Consider the following 18,664-nt stretch of genomic DNA (forward strand, 5'->3'; position numbering starts at 1 on the left):
GTGATTCTCGGACCGAACGACGTGGTATCGCGTCGCCCCTCGCGAATCGTGGTGGCAGGAACATCCGGTTCCGGTAAGACCACGTTGTCGGCTCGTCTCGGATCGATTCTGGGAATCGAACACATCGAGATCGACAGCCTCTATCACGGGCCTGACTGGACGCCCCGTGTCACGTTCGAGCAGGACGTGAAGGAGTTCATCGCCCGCCCGGCCTGGGTCACCGAGTGGCAGTACAGCGTTGTGCGGGATCGACTCGCCGATCGGGCCGACCTCTGCCTGTGGCTCGATTTGCCTCGTCGAACGGTGATGCGGCAGATCGTGATTCGAACGGTGCGTCGACGGCTGGGTCGAACAGTGCTGTGGAACGGCAACTTCGAGCCACCGCTGTATCGCATATTTCTCGATCGCGAGCACGTCGTCCGGTGGGCCTGGAACACGCATCGGATGACGGCCGCGCGAGTTCAGCGACTGAACATGCGCCGACCGGACCTGACGATCGTGCGATTCCGATCGCACGCAGAAGTGAACAGATGGCTGGCCGATCGACTGGTTCCGGCGGCGAGATTCTGAACCGCGTCTGTCAGCAGTTGAGTCGGTCGGCAAGGGACTCGATCGAGTCTGCGCTGTAGGTCCACTCGGCTTCGGGAGCAAGGTCGAACGTCTGCGTCGGGCCGTGTTCCAGCGGGCGGGCGACGAATGCGGTGGCGAAGCCACAGTCGGCTGCGGCGGCGAGGTCGCTGTTGTGGGCGGCAACCATCATGCACTCGTCGGGACGGAGCCCGAGGATGTCCGCGGTACGCAGGTAGGCGTCGGGCATGGGCTTGTACGCCTGCACCGGTTCTGCGCCGAGGATGGCGTCCCAGGGAAGGCCGGCATTCTTGGCCATGTCCAGCAGCAGAGAGATGTTGCCGTTCGAGAGCGGTGCTACGACGAACTCGGTGCGCAGCCGCGTGAGCCCGGGAACGGAATCGGGCCACGGCTCCAGTCGATGCCACGCGAAATTGAGTGCGGTCGTCGCGTCCGCATCCAGGTCGATCTCGAACTCGGAGAGCACCGTTCGCAGGGACTCCAGGTGCAGTACGTCCAACCGAGTGAAAGGTCGCCCACCGGACCGCACCTGTTCCATGGCCGGTTGATAGAGGCTCCGCCACCGATCGGCAAACCGATAGCTGTCGACTCCCGGACCGCAGATTTCGGAGACCTCGCGGGCGATGCTCGTGCGCCAATCGACGACGGTGCCGAAGACGTCGAACAGCAGCGCTTTCAACGCTTCTTCTTCTTTTTCTTCTTGTCCGCCGGATGTCCTACCGCAGACAGGATGGCTCCGGCCAGGGGAATGAGAAGGAAGAAAAGCCACTTCTGGTCGAAATCGGTGAGAAAGAACAGAGCAAGTGATCCGAAGATGACGATCGGCATCACCACTGCAGCCCAATCGATTCCGCGGTCCTTCACGGCCGGTGCGTCGGTGCCGGATCGAGCGACCGACGCAGTGCCGGACGCGGCAGGGAGGTCGACGAATACCGATTCGAGCTGTCCACGCGTCGTCGCGGATGCGATTGTGGCACTGCGCTCGTCGAATTCGGGAACCGTCAGGCGGCCCTCGCTGAAGTGCTGACCCAGCACATCGAGGGCCTTCTCCCGATCAGCGGTACCGATACGTATTTCCGGAAGCTCGGACATTGCTACAGGGTAGCGCTATCCGCGCCGCCGTTCGATGCCGAAAGTCGCCCGGGGGTCGATCCGTTCGGCATCGAACGTCGGTGTCACTTGATTTCTGCGAGGACGGTGCCTTGGGTGATGGCGTCGCCTGCGGTGACGCTCAGGCCGGTGATGGTGCCTGCTTTGTGGGCGGTGACGGGGTTTTCCATTTTCATCGCTTCCAGGACGGCGACGAGGTCCCCGGCGGCGACTTCCTGGCCTTCGTCGACGGCGACTTTGACCACGGTGCCCTGCATCGGTGCGGTCACCGAGTCACCGGAGGCTGCGCCGGCTCCGGCACCGCCACGGGTGCGGGCCTTGGGCTTACGCCGCACCGCACCGGCATTCCCGCCGCTACCACCGCCGAGGGTGAGCTCGCCCGGGAGGGAGACCTCGACGCGTCGGCCTCCGACCTCGACGATGACGGACTGCCGGGGCAGGGCCTCGTCGTCGTCGATCGGTTGCCCGGCGGTGAACGGGGGAACCTGGTTGTCCCATTCGGTTTCGATCCACCGGGTGTGGACGGAGAAGGAGTCGCCGTCGCCGATGAACGCGGGATCGGAGACCACCGCAGCGTGGAACGGGATCACCGTCGCCAACCCGTCGACGGTGAATTCGGCCAACGCCCGGCGGGAGCGGGCGAGGGCTTCTTCGCGGGTGGCTCCGGTGACGATCAGTTTGGCGAGCATCGAATCGAACTGGCCCCCGATCACACAGCCGGATTCGACACCGGAATCGACGCGGACTCCCGGGCCGGAGGGGGCGGTGAAGGTGGTGACCGGTCCGGGGGCGGGCAGGAACCCACGCCCGGCGTCTTCGCCGTTGATCCGGAACTCGAACGAATGCCCGCGCGGTTCGGGGTCTTCGGTGATGGTCAGTTCTTCGCCGTTGGCGATGCGGAACTGCTGCAGCACCAGGTCGATGCCGGAGGTTTCCTCGGTGACGGGGTGCTCGACCTGCAGCCGGGTGTTGACCTCCAGGAAGCTGACGAGGCCGTCTTGGCCGACGAGGTATTCGACGGTCCCGGCGCCGTAGTAGCCGGCTTCGAGGCAGATGGCTTTGGCGCTGGAGTGGATTTCTTTGCGTTGGGCGTCGGTGAGGAACGGGGCGGGTGCTTCTTCGACGAGTTTCTGGAAGCGGCGTTGCAGGGAGCAGTCGCGGGTGCCGGCGACGATGACGTTGCCGTGTTGGTCGGCGATGACCTGGGCTTCGACGTGGCGTGGTTTGTCGAGGTAGCGTTCGACGAAGCATTCCCCGCGCCCGAATGCGGCGACGGCTTCGCGGGTGGCGGAGTCGAACAGTTCGGGGATTTCCTCGCGGGTGCGGGCCACTTTCATGCCGCGTCCGCCGCCACCGAATGCGGCTTTGATGGCGATGGGGAGGCCGTGTTCGTCGACGAACGCCAAAATCTCGTCCGCGTCTTTGACCGGTTCGGAGGTGCCGGGGACCGAGGGGGCTTTGGCGCGGGCGGCGATGTGGCGGGCGGTGACTTTGTCGCCGAGGTCGCGGATGGACTGTGGGGACGGTCCGATCCAGATCAGGCCTGCGTCGATGACAGCTTGGGCGAAGTCGGCGTTCTCGGAGAGGAATCCGTAGCCGGGGTGGATGGCGTCGGCTCCGGATTTGGCGGCGGCGTCCAAGATTTTGTCGATGACCAGGTACGACTCCGCGGAGGTTTGTCCGCCGAGTGCGAATGCTTCGTCGGCCAGGCGGACGAACGGTGCGTCGGCGTCGGGTTCGGCGTACACAGCGACACTGGCCAGCCCGGCATCAGCGGCCGCCCGGATCACCCGAACCGCGATCTCACCACGATTGGCAACAAGAACCTTGGTGATCTGAGCACTGGCATGGCTGGGCACTGAGCCTCCTACAGATGTGTTTTTCGCATCCATCGTCACGAACGTCACGTCGGAGTCTAAGCACCGACTCGGTCGTCGCTGCAATCGGTCCAGGCCGCTGCGGCGCGTCCAGGGCGACAGGATGGGACTACTGGCTGGTAGCGATCCGCCCGGTATCGGAGTGCCCGGGATCGGGATGCTGGGACGTTGCGGCAGAGAAGGAGGCGGTACCGGTGTCGGCCACCTCGGTCAGCAGGGCGCGAAAGGTGCCTATGTATTCGTGTACCCGGGCAGTTGCGACCTCGGTGTTGGGATAGCGAGCCGCGATGTTGATTCCCTGAGGTGTGCGGTTGATCCAGATGTACACGTCGTGTTGGTACTGCTTGCTGCGCAGCGCACGCGCGTTCCAATCGGGCCAGTGCTCTGCCGCCGGCGCGAACCGCACATCCATGAACGAGACGACGAAACGTGGCCCGGCCGAGTAGCCGAGGGTGGTGAACACCCGATCGAGCGGAACCCGCGCAATCGGCTTGGTCTTCTTCACCTCGGCCGATGCTGCGGCCACGACCGAGCCGAACGACTCCGCGCCGGCGATGTCGAACGAGATGGGACACAGTCCGACGAACCACCCCAGTGCCGACGCCCACTGCGGCTCGTCCCGGGTGTGTACCGGGGTGACAGTCCGAAATTGGGTGCCCCCGCCCAGCTCGGCGCCGGTGATGGCCAGGACCCCCAGTAATCCGGCGAACAGACTGTTGCCGGTCTTCCGGCACGCGACCGAGAACGAATCGGCTTGCTCGGGGTCGAGCACCCAAGCAGAGAGCCCACCCTGAGGTACGTCGTCCGGGCTGGGATCACCGATGTCGAGCGGGAAGTCGGGCAGCTGGCCTTCCCCGTCGATCAGCAGATCGCGCCAGATCGCGACGGCCTCGTGCGAATGTTCCAACTCGGCGTTTCGCTCGCGTTCGGAGGACCCGAAGTCGAGATAGCTGCCGGCCTCGAACAGGGCGGCCGGTGCCCCGCCCAGCTCCTCGCCGTACAGGGCCGCGATCTCGTGGGCGACCAGGACAGTGGACAAGCCGTCGATGATCGAGTGATCTGCTGCGAAGAAGACGGTGATCGGCCGCGTCTCGTCCAGTGGTTCGAGAGTGACGAACGCGTAGGCGGGCCAGATCAGGGGCGAGGTGAACTCGTCGAAGAGATACTGAAGATGCTCGAAGACTTCACTCGATTGCGCACACCGTTCCTGCTCGACCTGCCAGATGTCGACGGCTCCCTGCGCAGCGGTCACCCGGGTCATCTCACCGGTGGCCTCGTCGATCGATGCGCTCGACCGCATGGCTTCGTGTCTGTCGATCCAGTTCAGCACCGCCCGCCGGAAAGCCTGCTTGTCCAGGGGACCGGCAATCTCGAACGCCGCGCCGAGCCACGACTCGCGTCCGCGGCGAGGGCTGCTCAGGCTGGTACGCAGGTGCGCCTCGTGGACGTAGGACGTCGGGCGAGGGTCGGGCTGCCACCCGGCGGCTTCGGGAGTGTGGGCGTGTGGGCCGACACTGGGAATCCATTCGGTGAGCGTGCCCGCGGGAACCGCGTAGTCCGCCAACTCGGTGAACTCCATATCGGCAGCAACCAGCCTTCGTCAGACGCATTCGGGGGATTGTTCGGACAGCGGGCGACGGTGCCCACTACCGAAGTCTACCGACGGCGGCGTGTATCGATCAAGACGAAGGCCGGGCGCTGCCGACCACGAGGTCAGCGCAAGTGCCTCTTGATACGTGCAAGCATCGCCGACATCCCTCGGAGACGCAGGGGGCTCACCGCATCGCTCAATCCGAGAGCCGAGTAGAAATCGTCCGGAACGTCGAGGATTTCCTGCGCGCTGAGACCGTCGAGCCCCTGCGCCAGGATCGAGGCGAACCCGCGAGTCGTCGGAGCCTCCGGCGGCGCGCTGAAGTACAGCTCGATCCGGGCGGGATCGGATGCATCGACCGACAGGAACAACGGCGACTGACATTCGGGGACCGGCTCCATCGCATCCTGGGCCAGGTGATCCGGCAACGGGGGTAGTTCCCGGCTGAATTCGAGCAGGAGCTGCAGTTTGTCCTGGCCCTCGACTGCGGCGAAATCCTCGACGATCTCGGCCAACGATTCTGGAAGGGAACTCATCGAGCGGCCGGTGCCGATCCGGGCTCCTCGCCCCGGGCGATCGGAACGCGCACAGCATTGCCCCACTCGGTCCACGAGCCGTCGTAGTTGCGGACGGACTCGTACCCGAGCAGATGCGTCAGCACGAACCAGGTATGGCTCGACCGCTCGCCGATGCGGCAGTACGCGATGACCTCGTCGGTTGCCGAGGTCTCGGAGTAGATCTCGTCCAGTTCTGCGCGTGAGCGGAATCGACCGTCCGGTGCTGCTGCCTTGGCCCACGGGATGCTGACGGCGGTGGGGATGTGGCCGCCGCGCAGCGCACCTTCCTCCGGGTAGTCGGGCATGTGGGTGCGTTCGCCGGTGTACTCCGCGGGGGAGCGTACGTCGATCAGAGGCACGGAGCCGAGAGCTCCGAGAACGTCCGAGGCGAATGCGCGGATCGGTGCATCGTTCCGCTCGACGACGGGGTAGTCGGTCGCCGGAAACTCGGGGACATCGAGTGTGGTGTCACGGTTCTCGGACAGCCAGGCATCACGTCCGCCGTCGAGCAGCCGCACGTCCTGGTGTCCGAACAGCGTGAACACCCACAGTGCGTAGGCGGCCCACCAATTGCTCTTGTCGCCGTACACGACGATTGTGTCGTCACGTGAAATACCCTTGCGGCTCATCAGTTTCGAGAACTGTTCGCCGTCGATGTAGTCGCGCGTGACCGGGTCGTTCAGGTCGAGGTGCCAGTCGATCTTGACCGCGCCGGGAATGTGGCCGACGTCGTAGAGCAACACGTCCTCGTCGGATTCGACGACGCGGAGCCCGGGCGTACCGAGATGAGCGGACAGCCATTCGGTGGATACGAGACGATCCGGATGCGCGTAGTCGGCGAACATTGCGTTGGAATCGGTTGGTACAGGCACGTATCGGCTCCTACGGAAGATATTCGGCTGGCGGCCCGCTCGGGGGTGAACGGTCTCCGTCGACAATCCTATGCCGTACCGCCACCGAGTGGCGGGAGCCGCAGGCACAGAGCGCTGCGTCGGTACTGTCTCAGCGTGTCAGGGCCGTTGTGGCGGCCTCGTCGGTCGCCTCGGCCAGCAGCGCGACCAGCGCGTCGCTGAACGCATTCATGACCGAGTGCGCGAGGACGGTGTCGGGAAAACGTGCCCGCAGAGCCAGACCCGAGGCTGTCCGCGACACCCAGAACTGCGCGTCGTCGGACACCGTCGCGTTGCTGACGTGGTGTGCGTTGGATTCTTCGAGTCGGCGGTGGCCCTCGATTCTGGTGTAGTCGATGTACGACACCATGAACACGTCGTTTCGCGAGAGGGTGAACGTGTCTCCGAGGGATGCCAACACCTGGGGGATGGGCACTGTGCTCAGCGGTAGCGCAGCACGAAACTCCCGTTGGGCCGCGGCGATCGTGTCGACGAGCACGTCGCCGACGTCCACGGTCATCGGGGCGTTGGTGGTGAACCAGCCCAGCGCCCGCCGGAACCGATCCTCGTGACGGGTGTGCAACGGGAACAGGAACGGTATCTGCCGCGGTCCGCCGATGGTGGCGCAGGCCTGACCGATCGCAGCCACGACCCCGGCGAACATCCCGCCGCCCGACCGAGTACACAGGCGCTCGAACTCGGCAGTGCGGTCGGCATCGAGGATCGGCGCGACAAGGGTTGCCTGCGTAGCAGTCTCACCGTCCGCCAGTCCCAGGTCGAACGGAAAACTCGGCGTCGTACCACCGCACCGGACAAGGAATTCCGACCACCGCACCATGCGCTCGTCATGGCGATCCACTGCCGGCTCGGTTGCTTCGATACGGCAGTAGTCGACGAATCCTCCCACCGGACTCAGCTCGATGTTCGGACTCGACGGGCAGCGCCGGTACGCGTCGTACCAGGCACGAACCTCGTCCACGGTCACCGCGATCGACAGCGCGTCGACGTTCGAGTGGTCGAATGCGCAGACCACCGTCGAGACGTCCGGCCGGTCGATCGCGACGCACGTGTACGACGGGAACCGTCGTGCGTCGCAACGTAACTCGAGTATTCGGCGGAGATGCTCACGTAGCTCGGTCGGGCAACCGAATTCGGTCCGGTTCGACACCGCGATCTCGACCGAACCGGGGCGATGGAGCATCCTGTCCAGGCCGTCGGTCGCCTGGACGAACGAGCTGCGCAGAGTGTCGTGTCTGTCGATCAGTCGAGCGAACGCCCACGCGAGAGCGTCGACATCGATGCGGCCGGGCACATCGAACGTGCCCGCGATCCATACTCGCCGAGCCTCGCCCAGATCGCCCAGATGAAACCGTTGATTGAACGACGGTGGAATCGGGGACCGTTGTGCATCCCCGGTGACGTCGGCGGTGAATTCGACGACGACACCGGCCGCGGGATGGTACTCAGTGATCGAGGTGACCCGCACCGACCCGCTCCTGAACCGAACCGGGCGTCAGGACGTAATCGCCTGTGCGCGCTATCTTTTCCAGTACCGATGCCAGGTGTGCGTGGTACCGCTCGACCGATTCGGCAGCGACGGCCGTGTCGGGGGTCTGCGCCACCAGATACAGATGCTCACCGTCGCGGTTGATCCACATCGACGCGTTGGAGGTCGCGCCCTCGCCGGTGAAATGCTTGGCACGAGTGTCCGCATCTCGCCCGACGCCGGGGAACCAGCGAAAGTCGATGTACGAGAGCATGTTCGGGCTCACGGCGAGTTCGCTTCCGAGCGTGCCGTCTGCGGCGAGAGCGCCGAGTACCGCATGGACCGGTGCTTCGGCGATCTGCTTGGCCCGCTCGAAACCCCCATGCGCCGGGCCGGCGACGTCGGAGAAGCGCTCGTGACCGGCGATGTCGAACGCGACCGGCGCGAAGTTGACGAACCAACCCTGGGATTGTCCGTAGTCACCGTGGTGGCGAGTGCTCAGCACCGTGATCCCGAAGTACTCCGCGTTCCCCGCGAGCTCGAAGTCGGTGATGCCGACGGCAGCGAAGATTCCACTGCTCATCCGTGCTCCGGCGGCCTTGCACGCGGCATCGAAGGCTGCCGTCAGTTCTCGGTCCAGCAGGTGGCGTTCGACGATGCGGACCGGGGCGCGTTCGCCGGGTGCAAGCCCCAGATCGAGTGGGAACCGAGGCATACGGCCCTCGTGCCTGGTGAAGATGTCGCGCCACGCGGCGATCTCGGGGGAGTCTGCACCGAACGTCGCGGCCCGGGCGCGCTCGTCGGCGGCGTACTCGAGGTGACTTCCCGCCGAAGCCGGTTGCGGAACATCCGCCCCGATCTCGATCGCGTACAGATCGGCCAGTTCGCTGATGACCAGAGCCTGTGAACCACCATCGGTGAACGCGTGATCGGCACCGTAGTACAGCGTGAAGCTGCCCGGCCTCGATACCACTCCGACGACGAACCCCGGCCAGATGTCGGCGGTGGCCTCGGTCGAGAAGCGCTGCCGCACATAGTGTTGGAACTGCTCGTCGTCGGATGTCTCACCTGCGTCGACGGTATCGAAACGAGCAACTTCCTGGCCGCCGAGGTGTCGAACCACGTCGGTGCCGTCCACCTCGAACCAGCACCGCAGACCCTCGTGCCGCAGCACATACGCAGTCAGCGCACGGCTCATCGCCTCGGTGTCGATGTCGCCGTCGATCTCGGTGGCCACCCCGGTGTACGCCGTGTGCACGTCGCCACGTGCGCGCGCTGCCCACGCTGCCTTCAGGTGGTCTTCCTGAAGAAACGACGGTGGAGTCGAATCGATCGGTGCCGCAGCGGCGCTCGCCTGTGCGGCCGCGGTGGGATGCCACTCGAGCAGTCGGCCGGGCGCGGGGTTCCAGCGGCCCATTGCGGTGATGATCATGTTCGCTTCACTCTTCCGGTCGGGGCGCAGTGGACGGAACGTACCGGCTGCCTACGCCGCCGTCTCCGTCCTCTGCGCATCCACTTCTCCTGCGTCCACGCCTATTCTGCGTCCACGCTCATTCTGCGGCGACGACGACCGACGGCGGGGCCGCCGCGAGCACCGTATCGCTACCGCCGTCGGAGTCGATGACCGCCGTCAGAACCGCGACGAACTCGGTGATGAACCGATGGACATTGGTCGACGCGACATCCGAACTGGGGAAGCGGGCCGAGATGTTGAGCCCTTCGAGTGTGCGATTGACCCAGAAGTAGACCTCGTCGTCGGCGTGGCAGTTGCTCCTGAGCGCCCGCCCCTTGCGCCCCTGCCACTGGGCGGCGTCGGGCAGGAACCGCAGGTCGATGTACGAGACCACGAACCGGGGAATTTCGGTGGAGTCGAGGATCTTGGCGATCTTCGAGTACGGCATACGGGCCAGGCCCTTGTTCGCAGCGCCCGCGGTGGCCGCGGCCTCGAGTGCCTCGACGAAGGTGCAGGCGTTGTCGAGCTGGATCTCCATCGGAAGAATGCCGACGTACCACCCCACCGACGCGGCCCACTTCTGCTCGTCGCGGGTGTGCATCGGCATCACCGTGCGCAGAGACCGACTGCCGGACAGGCGAGCATTCGTCAATGCGAGCGCCGCAAGAATTCCGGCCTGCATGTTGTATCCGGCAGCGCGGCACGCCGCATTGAAGCCGTCCGACTGTTCGGAGGTCAGAAGCCACGACGAGATGCTGCTCTGGGGCGCAGGGCCGGTGTCGGCGCGGGGCCGGTCGCCCGCCAACGGAAGCGGGAAAGCAGGGAAGCGGCCGTCCTCGACAGCGAGGAAGTCCTGCCACGTTCGCACGGCACCGTGATCCGCCGTCAGGGTGTCGCCGAGTGCCCGTTCGGACTGACTGAAGTCGACGTAACTACCCACCTCGGGCAATTCCGGGTCGATGCCGTCGAGGGCCTGCGCGTAAAGCCGGTCGATCTCGTTGATCGCATAGATCTGGCTGTATGCGTCCATGACCGAATGATCGGCCGCGAAGGCGAGCAGGAACGATTCCTCGGGCCCACCGGCGAGAGTGCGGGACGCGTCGTCGGGTTCGATGGTGGCGAGAACGAAATGCGGCCATGCCGTCGGAGACACGGTGTCGCCGAACCACGACTGCAGATGGCCGAACACCTGAGTTTCCGATCGCGACTCCGCGTGTGGGCGATCTGTCACCTGCACGGCGTCGACCGGTGCGGTGAAGCGCTGCCACGAACCGGACTGGTCGTCACGACGAACCTTGGTTCGGAACGCCTCGTGCCGACCCATGTACGCGGCGATGGTGCGGCGTACGGCCTCGACGTCGTAGCGACGATGGATCTCGAATACCGTGCCGATCCAGGAGCCCGGCGCGCTGCGCTCGCAATGGTCCTCGTGCGTGAACGACAGCCCGCGGGGATCGAGAGCCCACTGGGCGTCGTCGACGCGGGGAACCCACTCGGTCAAGCGTCCGGCGGGAAGTGGATAGTCGGCGAGTTCGGTGTATTCCATGGTGTCCTCTTCCGTTCCGGGCTCGGCCAGCGGTATTCGGCAGTAGTGGTGTCTATCGGCATTCGATTACGGTCGAGTGGTGGATGTAACGGCGGAAGTCGTCGGTCCGGCTCGCTTTTATCGGGTGCACTCGCAATGCTTTCGACATTGAAAGAACAACTATTCGACGGACCGTGAAGTCGCCGTCCGGTCGACGTGAGTACGGCACTCACAATAGGGCGAAAGCGAAACTATTTCGCGACGCGTAAAAGTAATTCTTGTCACTGTCGAGGGGGTTGACCGACGGGTGGAACGTCGGTCGGAAAACTGATTCTCGCACACGTCGGCACTGTGATTCCAGCGTAACCGCACGTCAGGGCCCGATGATTCGAGAGAGCCGATCCGGGTGACGGGTTCGGAACCCAGACCTCGGGCCGGACCGGCACCCCGAGACCGGAGTCACATTCGCGCGTCCGCTCGGTGGAATGGCACTTATTGCAAACATTGAATGAATCGACCGACGAAAAACAGCACCACCTTCCCGTTTCTTTCGATGTAGTAGGTTCGGCGCGTGACTCGAATTGGATTTGCCGATCACCTTTTCTTGCGAATGCACCACGGCATCGGATTTCCCGTCTACAACCAGTTCCTGTGGTGGTTCGACGACGTCGTGCAGCGAGAAGACCTGGAAAGACTGCGTGACAACCTGTCCGACGGTCTGCTTGCGCGCAGGGTGGTGGGATCGGCAATTCCGACGGCCCGAGATCGGTGGGTGCCGTCGGCCGCCTCTCATTCACTGGATTTTCATCCAGAATTCATAGACCCGACGATGGTGCGGCAATGGGCGGACGGCCGTATCGATCCCGATATCGACCCCGAGACCGGATTGGGTTGGCAACTCGCGGCGACGAGACTGAGCGACGGCGGCATGGTGCTGTCGTTGGTCGCCTCGCACATGGTCGCCGACGGTGGTGCCCTGATCGCTGCATTCCGTGCCGCGAACTCCGACTCCGTCGCGTCCCGTGTCGCCTCCGCCTCGGGTGGCCTCGAGGCCCTCGCTTCCGACTTCGGTGACGCCGTCGAGCAAATTCGGTCCGCGGGTGGATGGTTGGTGAACGCGGCGGTGCAGGCTCTGCCTCTGTCCGGACGCTCCGAGCCTGCCGATGCCACCCAGTCGAGGCCGAAACCACACCGGGCAGCTCCCGAGCGAGCGGCTGCGGCGGACTGGACATCCCCGCACGTGGTTGCCGAGGTGGACGCCGATGCATGGCGATCGACTGCGGAACGCTGGGGAGGAACATCCAATTCGCTGTTCGTGGCGGTCCTGACTGCTGCGTCCGGACTTGCCGGCCGTGCTTCGGTGGGAGACACGGTGCAGTGGTCCCTGCCCGTCAGTGATCGCGGCGACGCATCCGACACACGGTCCAACGCCACCAAGATCGTCAAGATCGACGTGCCGATCGCCGACCCGACCGATCTGGACCTCCGCCCGATCCGCGCCGCCAGCAAATCGGCGTTCACGGCTTTCGCCGCTGCTCAGGCCGCCGGTGCCGCTCCGGACGGCCTGTCCCAGGCACTCGTTCAAATGCTGCCCGACGCGGTGGTCGCACGAGTGCCGCAGCCCCGCGACGGTGCCGAAGGGCTGGCGTCGAACCTCGGTTCTCTTCCCGACGACTTCACGACGGTGGCGGGGATCGCTGCCCGGGCGGTGTCCGGTCGAGCGACGTTCGCCGGAGCCGACGCCGACTTCGCTCGTTCGCTCGACGGCGGTCTGACCGCATGGTCGAGCGAGACCGGCACCAGTGTGACCGTGACCGTCCACGCCATGGACCCCGACCGATGCCCGGACGAGCACGTACTACGTGAACACCTGACCGAGGCGCTTCGGAGATGGGGACTCTCGGCACGCTTCTGGTGAGCGGGTCAGCGGTCGCGCGCTGCTGCTTCGGTGATGTCGGCGGCAGCGGCCGTCGCCGTTCGAGCAGGCGTCATCGTATCGGCTAGCGCTCGCGCGGCCAGCCGGGCGTCTTCGGTCATGAGATCGGAAATGCCCTGCTGTAGAACGGATTCGGTCAACGTCGAGAACTTCGTGCTCGACCCGGCTCCTACGCGCCGCAGCGCGGATCCCCAGAACGGTTGGTCGGCGCTGAACCAGCACACCAGGGTCGGCAGCCCGGCTCGTGCCGAGGCTGCAGTCGTCCCTGCGCCGCCGTGATGAACCGCGGCCAGACAGCGCGGAAAGACCGTCGCGTGATCGACCGATTTCACGACGAAGACGTTCGGGTTCGATCGATGGACGGCTGAATTGGACTCCAGCAGATCGCTCCAGCCCGCGCAGACCAGGGCGCGCACGCCCAATCGATCGGTGACGTTGTCGATCATGCGCATCAGTGCAGCCGGTTCGGGCACCGGCATGCTGCCGAAGCCGAAATACACTGGCGCAGTTCCTGCGTCGAGCCATCGGCGCAACGCGGGATCCGTCTCGGTGACTCCGTCGACCAGGCCGATGAAGCCGACGAACGGGCGTAGCGGGCCCCACTGTCGGGCAAGCCCGGGGAACAGCGCCGATTCGTAGGCCTGAATCTCGATACCGCCGTAGCGCGCCGACCTCACGGGCGTCGACTCCGTGGTGGGAGGCAAACCCAGTGATGCCCTCTGCGCGTTGTCGCGCTTCTTCATCGACTTCCAGCGCAGTGCCTCGAGGGCCGCCCACATCGACCGATTGACGACGGCAGGTAGGTTCACGCCCGGTGTGATCGACACTGCATCGTTGCGCCTGAGGGGGCAGTAGTGCAGGGACACAAACGCTGTGCCGTGCGATTCGGCCACGTTCAGAGCCATCTCTTGACCGAGCGAGCCGGTGACGATTCCGTCGCACCCTGCCGCCATTCGGTTCAGCTCGGACGTCATGTCGTCCCAGCCGTGATGAGCCAGCTCGGACAGCGCAGCAAAGCGGGTCCGCGGGTTTCGAGACTTGATACGCACTCTGACCAGATCGGACTCCAACAGCTGCTGCGTGTCGGGCCCGAACGGTTGAACCTCGATACGTTCGGAGGATGCCGTGGCAGCCGACACGACATCGGTGAGATTGGGTGGGGCACCGAACAGCACGTCGTGCCCGCGATCTGCGAGTTCGAGCCCGAGAGCGATACCGGGGGTCACGTCGCCTCGGCTTCCGTTGAACGGCATCACGAACTTCACAGGCGCACTCGCAGACGTGTCGGCGTGGGGAAGAGCCCCAACCTATCAGCACCGTCCGAACCGAGCCGATACGAAAACATATGGCGGGAAACACATTTGCGGCCGTTCCACCTACGTGGGCGGGCAGGGATAGTCTCTCGTGGTGGAGAGATTGACGTACGACGACGACCTGTTCCTGCGCATGGAGTGCGTACTCGAAGTGCCCGTGGTCAATCAGATCGTGTGGCGGTTCGACTCGGCCGTCCCGCTCGACGCACTCGAATCCATGTGGCAGTTGCTTGCTACCGGCCCGTTGGATCGCTCCGTACGACGCTCGGCGGTGCCCGGTGCCCGCGATGGCTGGATCACGGCCCGCACGCCCGCCGCCCCGGTCGTCATCGGACACGCGATCGCCCGGGACGGCATCGATCTGTGGATCGAGAACGAGGCAGCGGTGACGCTGGACCCCATCGACGGACCTGCGTGGCGTTTGTCGGCGACCTCGGTCGACGGCGGCGGCACGGTGGTCTCTCTCGTCGGATCGCACGTGGTCGGTGACGGCGGTGCCCTGACCTCTGCGGCGGCAGCAGCTCTCGCCGGTCGGGCGACTCCGGACGACTTCGTTCGCGGCGGGCTCGACCACGTTCCCCCGCGGTCGTCGGTACGTGCCGACATCGCGGACGGCGTCGGACAGATCGGTGCGGCATTGTCCGGGATGGCGCGAGCGCTCGGACGTACGGCAGTGGACGCGGTACGTTCGCGAACCTCGTCCGGCGAGGTAGCAGCGGGCTCCACGGCACCCGGCCCGACGCCGAGCCGTGCCCTGGCCGTCACCGCGGCTCGAGAAGGCAAGTGGGTACCGAGCACGGTGGTCGTCGACTGCGCATCGGGGGACTGGGCCGCGGCCGCAGCGAGCAGGGGCGGGAGCTCGAACAGTCTCCTTGTCGCGGTCGTGCTCGGCATTCTCACCGCGAGTGGACGCGTCGGTCCGCAGGACCGGGTACGGGTGGCCCTTCCTGTCAGCACCCGAACACCCGGAGACAGTCGCGCCAACGCGACGTCCGGGGTGTCCATTCACGTCGACGGGGGACAGGGCTACCGCGACGATCTGACGGCCATCCGCGCATCGAGCAAGCAGGCGTTCACCGACCAGGCCGACAGTACGGTGACATCGGTGTTCGAGCTGCTCAAACCACTGATGCAGGTGTTGCCCGACGTCGTCGTCGCCAAGCTGGCGGCATCGGGCTCGGCACCTCTGTGTCTGTGCTCGAACCTCGGCGATCGCGGCGCGCGACTGCGCACCATCGGAGGCGTCGACGCCGCGGCAGTGGCGATGCGGTCGATCACCCAGAACACCGATGTGGCGTTGCTCCGTCGCACCGCCGGCGGGGTCAGTGCCTGGTGGAACGACTCGGGTGACCGCGCGACGCTGTGCGTCACCGGTCTCGACCCGGACGCGTTCCCCAGCAAAGAGCACCTGCGTGGGCTGGTCGAGGCCGAGTACACGAACTGGGGCCTGACTGCCGAATTCTGGTGACCTCGAGACAAATCACAACATCGGGCGTACGCGGATTTTCGGCGGGATCCCCGGTACGGCTATGCTTTTGCGACTGTTCGAGTGTTCGAGCGCATGTGAGAAAGGGGAGCGATCCATGGCAGTGGTCGTGTTGTTCGGGTCCGAGACCGGTACGGCCGAGGAGGTCGCCGACAAGATCGCGGACGTGCTCGGTGATCACGATGCCGAGGTGCGAGACATGCTCGAGTACGAGGTCTCCGACATCGACACGGACGACTTCCACGTCGTCATCTGCTCCACCTACGGCGACGGAGAGCTCCCCACCGGCGCGGAGCCGTTCTACGAGGCACTCGTCGAGGATGCCCCCGACCTCGCAGGACTGCAGTTCGCAGTCTTCGGTCTGGGAGACAAGGTATACGAGGACACCTTCAACCGCGGCGGCGAGATCATCGCCGAAAAGCTCACCGAGCTCGGTGCGAAGCAGGTCGGCACCCACGCTCGGCACGACAGCTCGTCGAACATCAAGCCCAAGGCAATGGCCGAGGACTGGGCTCGCGAGCTGATCGATCTGTTGCCCTGAGGTAGGTCTCGCCGGTCAGATCCCGATCGGGTCGTCCGGCGAGCCGTCCCAGAGGGCGGCAAGCGACGTACCCACCCGCTCGAGAAGAGTACGAACCAGCGGCAAGCCGATGCCGATCACCGACGAGGGATCACCCTCGATGCTGTCGACGAACCAGCCGCCGAGACCGTCGAGCGTGAAAGCTCCCGCAACCTGCAGAGGTTCGCCGGACGCCAGATACGCGTCGAGATCGACAGCAGACGGGGTTGCGAAACGAATCGTTGTCGAGCTGTGCGCTGCAGCCTGCGCCACCACGACTCCGGCGGTCACTCGCAGAACGGCATGACCGGTCAACAGCGCCCCGGTCGACCCGGCCATGGTCCGCCAACGCTCACGGGCCACCTCGACGGTGTGCGGTTTACCGTGCAGCTCACCGGCAATCGACAGCATCGAATCACACCCGACGATCACCAGATCCGCCGAAGAATCCGCGAACGTCTCGGCGACTGCGGCGGCCTTGGCCCGCGCGAGTTCGGTGACCACGATGGCGGCGGACGCGGACGGCCCCAGTTCGGCCGTCACCGCGTCCTCGTCGACTCCCGACACCCGGACGATCGGCTCCACGCCGGCACTACGAAGAACCCCGAGGCGAGCAGGTGACGCCGACGCCAGAACGAGTCGTACCGAATCGGCCCGGGTCGTCACGGGCGGCACCGTCACCGCGAGTATCGGCCCGACGCGGCGTACGAATACGCCGACTGCGCCGCGAAGCCGCGATGCATCGACGACGGTGCACCCCACAATTCCCGAGGCCGAGAATCCGCGCTCGATGCCGAATCGTTCTGCGCCGCAGTCAACACCGCCACCAGAGCCGCCACGTCCTCGTCGTCCGGATTGCCCTTGACGACCCTGATTGCCGCGGACATGCCCGAGGTGGCATCGGCCTGACCGTCGTTCACGTCGTCATGCTTCGCTTCGCTCACTGCGTCATGATTCGTGTCGCTCATAGTGGGATGTTTCCGTGTTTCTTGGGTGGGAGGGTGACTTGTTTGCGTTCGAGCAGTCGCAACGCGGTCACGATCTGACCGCGGGTGTGACTGGGCGGGATGACCGCATCGAGATACCCGCGTTCGGCAGCGACGTACGGGTTGACCAACGTGTCCTCGTACTGCTGCTGCAACGTCAGCCGCAACGCATCGACGTCCTCACCGTTCTTCGCGGCCTCGAGCAACTGCTTGCGGTAGACGAACCCGACCGCACCCGAGGCACCCATCACCGCGATCTGCGCCGTCGGCCACGCCAAATTCACATCGGCACCCATGTGCTTGGACCCCATCACGTCGTACGCCCCGCCATAGGCTTTACGGGTGATGACGGTGATCTTCCCGACCGTCGCCTCCCCGTAGGCATACAACAACTTCGCTCCACGTCGGATGATGCCGTTGTATTCCTGCCCCGTCCCGGGCAGGAACCCCGGCACATCGACCAACGTGATGATCGGAACGTTGAAACAATCACAGGTGCGGACGAACCGGGCTGCTTTCTCCGAGGCATCGATATCGAGGGTGCCGGCGAACTGGGTGGGTTGATTGGCCACGATCCCCACCGACCGGCCGTCGATCCGCCCGAACCCGACGATGATGTTGCGGGCCCGCCCCTCCTGCACTTCCAGGAATTCGTCGTCGTCGAGGATCCGGCGGATCACCTCGTGCATGTCGTACGGAGTGTTCGGCGAATCCGGAATCAACGTGTCGAGCTCGAGATCCTCCGCAGTCAACGAATCCTCGATGGATCCGAGAACAGGATCCGACGCGGCCGTCCGCGGGGCATCGGCCCGATTGTTCCACGGCAAATACGACAGGAGGTCGCGGACGTAGTCGAGGGCGTCCTGCTCCCCGGACGCGACGTAATGCGCGACCCCGGACTTCTCCATGTGGGTGTGCGCGCCACCGAGCTCTTCCATCGTCACGTTCTCCCCGGTGACGGTCTTGATCACATCGGGGCCGGTGACGAACATCTGACTGGTGCCATCGACCATGACCACGAAATCGGTCAGGGCCGGGGAGTAGACGTGCCCACCGGCGGCGGGACCCATGATCACCGAGATCTGCGGGATCACCCCGGAGGCGCGGACGTTGCGGTGGAAAATCTCCCCGTACAACCCGAGGGAGACCACCCCTTCCTGGATGCGGGCCCCGGCACCTTCGTTGATACCCACCAACGGCCGCCCGGTCTTGATCGCCAGGTCCATCACCTTGACGATCTTCTCGCCGTAGATCTCCCCCAAACTGCCGCCGAAGACGGTCGCGTCCTGGGAGAACACGCACACATC

General features: G+C 65.2%; 17 protein-coding genes. 4 read left to right on the top strand and 13 right to left on the bottom strand.

Annotation, left to right across the window (positions count from 1 at the left end):
* Window positions 1-3 precede the first annotated feature (3 nt).
* On the top strand, window positions 4-570 hold the full coding sequence (locus K414_RS0113825; RefSeq protein ID WP_081701702.1) for an AAA family ATPase: 567 nt from the start codon (window positions 4-6) through the stop codon (window positions 568-570).
* Window positions 571-580: 10 nt separating this feature from the next.
* On the opposite strand, the gene K414_RS0113830 is transcribed toward K414_RS0113825, so the two are convergent.
* The 9 genes from K414_RS0113830 to K414_RS0113870 form a co-directional block, all read right to left on the bottom strand.
* Window positions 581-1,267: a haloacid dehalogenase type II gene (locus tag K414_RS0113830; RefSeq protein WP_027496468.1), complete on the bottom strand. Its 687-nt coding sequence runs from the start codon at window positions 1,265-1,267 to the stop codon at window positions 581-583.
* Window positions 1,264-1,680, bottom strand: a complete 417-nt coding sequence (locus tag K414_RS0113835; protein WP_027496469.1) for a DUF1707 domain-containing protein — start codon at window positions 1,678-1,680, stop codon at window positions 1,264-1,266. Before K414_RS0113835 ends, K414_RS0113830 begins: the two co-directional genes overlap by 4 nt.
* 83 nt (window positions 1,681-1,763) lie before the next feature.
* The gene (locus tag K414_RS0113840; RefSeq protein WP_027496470.1) at window positions 1,764-3,557 is read right to left on the bottom strand and encodes an acetyl/propionyl/methylcrotonyl-CoA carboxylase subunit alpha; all 1,794 of its coding nucleotides are present in this window, start codon (window positions 3,555-3,557) and stop codon (window positions 1,764-1,766) included.
* Window positions 3,558-3,684: 127 nt separating this feature from the next.
* Window positions 3,685-5,154 carry a condensation domain-containing protein gene (locus K414_RS0113845; protein WP_027496471.1) on the bottom strand — a complete coding sequence of 490 codons (1,470 nt, stop codon included), beginning with the start codon at window positions 5,152-5,154 and terminating at the stop codon, window positions 3,685-3,687.
* A 134-nt stretch (window positions 5,155-5,288) separates the two neighbouring features.
* Window positions 5,289-5,702: a SufE family protein gene (locus tag K414_RS0113850; RefSeq protein ID WP_027496472.1), complete on the bottom strand. Its 414-nt coding sequence runs from the start codon at window positions 5,700-5,702 to the stop codon at window positions 5,289-5,291.
* Window positions 5,699-6,595, bottom strand: coding sequence for a sulfurtransferase (locus tag K414_RS0113855; protein WP_027496473.1), 897 nt, complete (start codon window positions 6,593-6,595; stop codon window positions 5,699-5,701). The genes K414_RS0113850 and K414_RS0113855 overlap by 4 nt, the downstream gene beginning before the upstream one ends.
* A gap of 130 nt (window positions 6,596-6,725) precedes the next feature.
* Entirely contained in the window at window positions 6,726-8,099 is a 1,374-nt protein-coding gene (locus K414_RS0113860) for a condensation domain-containing protein (RefSeq protein WP_027496474.1), read from the bottom strand.
* Window positions 8,077-9,531 carry a condensation domain-containing protein gene (locus K414_RS0113865; protein WP_027496475.1) on the bottom strand — a complete coding sequence of 485 codons (1,455 nt, stop codon included), beginning with the start codon at window positions 9,529-9,531 and terminating at the stop codon, window positions 8,077-8,079. Before K414_RS0113865 ends, K414_RS0113860 begins: the two co-directional genes overlap by 23 nt.
* A 118-nt stretch (window positions 9,532-9,649) precedes the next feature.
* Window positions 9,650-11,098 (bottom strand): condensation domain-containing protein, encoded by a 1,449-nt coding sequence (locus K414_RS0113870; protein WP_027496476.1) that lies wholly within the window; start codon window positions 11,096-11,098, stop codon window positions 9,650-9,652.
* Between the two features lie 550 nt (window positions 11,099-11,648).
* Between K414_RS0113870 and K414_RS0113875 the strand changes: the two genes are divergently transcribed.
* Window positions 11,649-12,995 carry a hypothetical protein gene (locus K414_RS0113875; protein ID WP_152530428.1) on the top strand — a complete coding sequence of 449 codons (1,347 nt, stop codon included), beginning with the start codon at window positions 11,649-11,651 and terminating at the stop codon, window positions 12,993-12,995.
* A 5-nt stretch (window positions 12,996-13,000) separates the two neighbouring features.
* On the opposite strand, the gene K414_RS0113880 is transcribed toward K414_RS0113875, so the two are convergent.
* Window positions 13,001-14,278, bottom strand: coding sequence for a glycosyltransferase (locus K414_RS0113880; protein WP_027496478.1), 1,278 nt, complete (start codon window positions 14,276-14,278; stop codon window positions 13,001-13,003).
* 142 nt (window positions 14,279-14,420) lie between these two features.
* Here K414_RS0113880 and K414_RS0113885 point away from each other — a divergent pair, with 142 nt between their 5' ends.
* Window positions 14,421-15,794, top strand: a complete 1,374-nt coding sequence (locus tag K414_RS0113885) for a hypothetical protein (protein ID WP_027496479.1) — start codon at window positions 14,421-14,423, stop codon at window positions 15,792-15,794.
* 115 nt (window positions 15,795-15,909) lie between these two features.
* Window positions 15,910-16,353 (top strand): flavodoxin domain-containing protein, encoded by a 444-nt coding sequence (locus K414_RS0113890; protein WP_027496480.1) that lies wholly within the window; start codon window positions 15,910-15,912, stop codon window positions 16,351-16,353.
* Between the two features lie 15 nt (window positions 16,354-16,368).
* Here the strand turns inward: K414_RS0113890 and K414_RS0113895 are convergent, their stop codons facing one another.
* The 3 genes from K414_RS0113895 to K414_RS29405 form a co-directional block, all read right to left on the bottom strand.
* Window positions 16,369-17,037: a Maf family nucleotide pyrophosphatase gene (locus K414_RS0113895; protein WP_037220186.1), complete on the bottom strand. Its 669-nt coding sequence runs from the start codon at window positions 17,035-17,037 to the stop codon at window positions 16,369-16,371.
* A gap of 11 nt (window positions 17,038-17,048) precedes the next feature.
* Window positions 17,049-17,339 carry an acyl-CoA carboxylase epsilon subunit gene (locus K414_RS26980; protein WP_037219243.1) on the bottom strand — a complete coding sequence of 97 codons (291 nt, stop codon included), beginning with the start codon at window positions 17,337-17,339 and terminating at the stop codon, window positions 17,049-17,051.
* Window positions 17,336-18,664 (bottom strand): acyl-CoA carboxylase subunit beta (locus K414_RS29405; protein ID WP_037220188.1); only part of this gene is annotated, 1,329 nt, incomplete at its 5' end. The genes K414_RS29405 and K414_RS26980, both read right to left, overlap by 4 nt.

The sequence above is a fragment of the Rhodococcus sp. JG-3 genome, from assembly GCF_000482405.1.
GTDB lineage: Bacteria > Actinomycetota > Actinomycetes > Mycobacteriales > Mycobacteriaceae > Rhodococcoides > Rhodococcoides fascians.

Bases quoted from the DNA above. Each gene is read 5' to 3' on its own strand.
- K414_RS0113865 (WP_027496475.1), bottom strand. From the start codon at position 9,531: ATGATCATCACCGCAATGGGCCGCTGGAACCCCGCGCCCGGCCGACTG.
- K414_RS0113890 (WP_027496480.1), top strand. From the start codon at position 15,910: ATGGCAGTGGTCGTGTTGTTCGGGTCCGAGACCGGTACGGCCGAGGAG.
- K414_RS0113835 (WP_027496469.1), bottom strand. From the start codon at position 1,680: ATGTCCGAGCTTCCGGAAATACGTATCGGTACCGCTGATCGGGAGAAG.
- K414_RS0113850 (WP_027496472.1), bottom strand. From the start codon at position 5,702: ATGAGTTCCCTTCCAGAATCGTTGGCCGAGATCGTCGAGGATTTCGCC.
- K414_RS0113845 (WP_027496471.1), bottom strand. From the start codon at position 5,154: ATGGAGTTCACCGAGTTGGCGGACTACGCGGTTCCCGCGGGCACGCTC.
- K414_RS26980 (WP_037219243.1), bottom strand. From the start codon at position 17,339: ATGAGCGACACGAATCATGACGCAGTGAGCGAAGCGAAGCATGACGAC.
- K414_RS0113870 (WP_027496476.1), bottom strand. From the start codon at position 11,098: ATGGAATACACCGAACTCGCCGACTATCCACTTCCCGCCGGACGCTTG.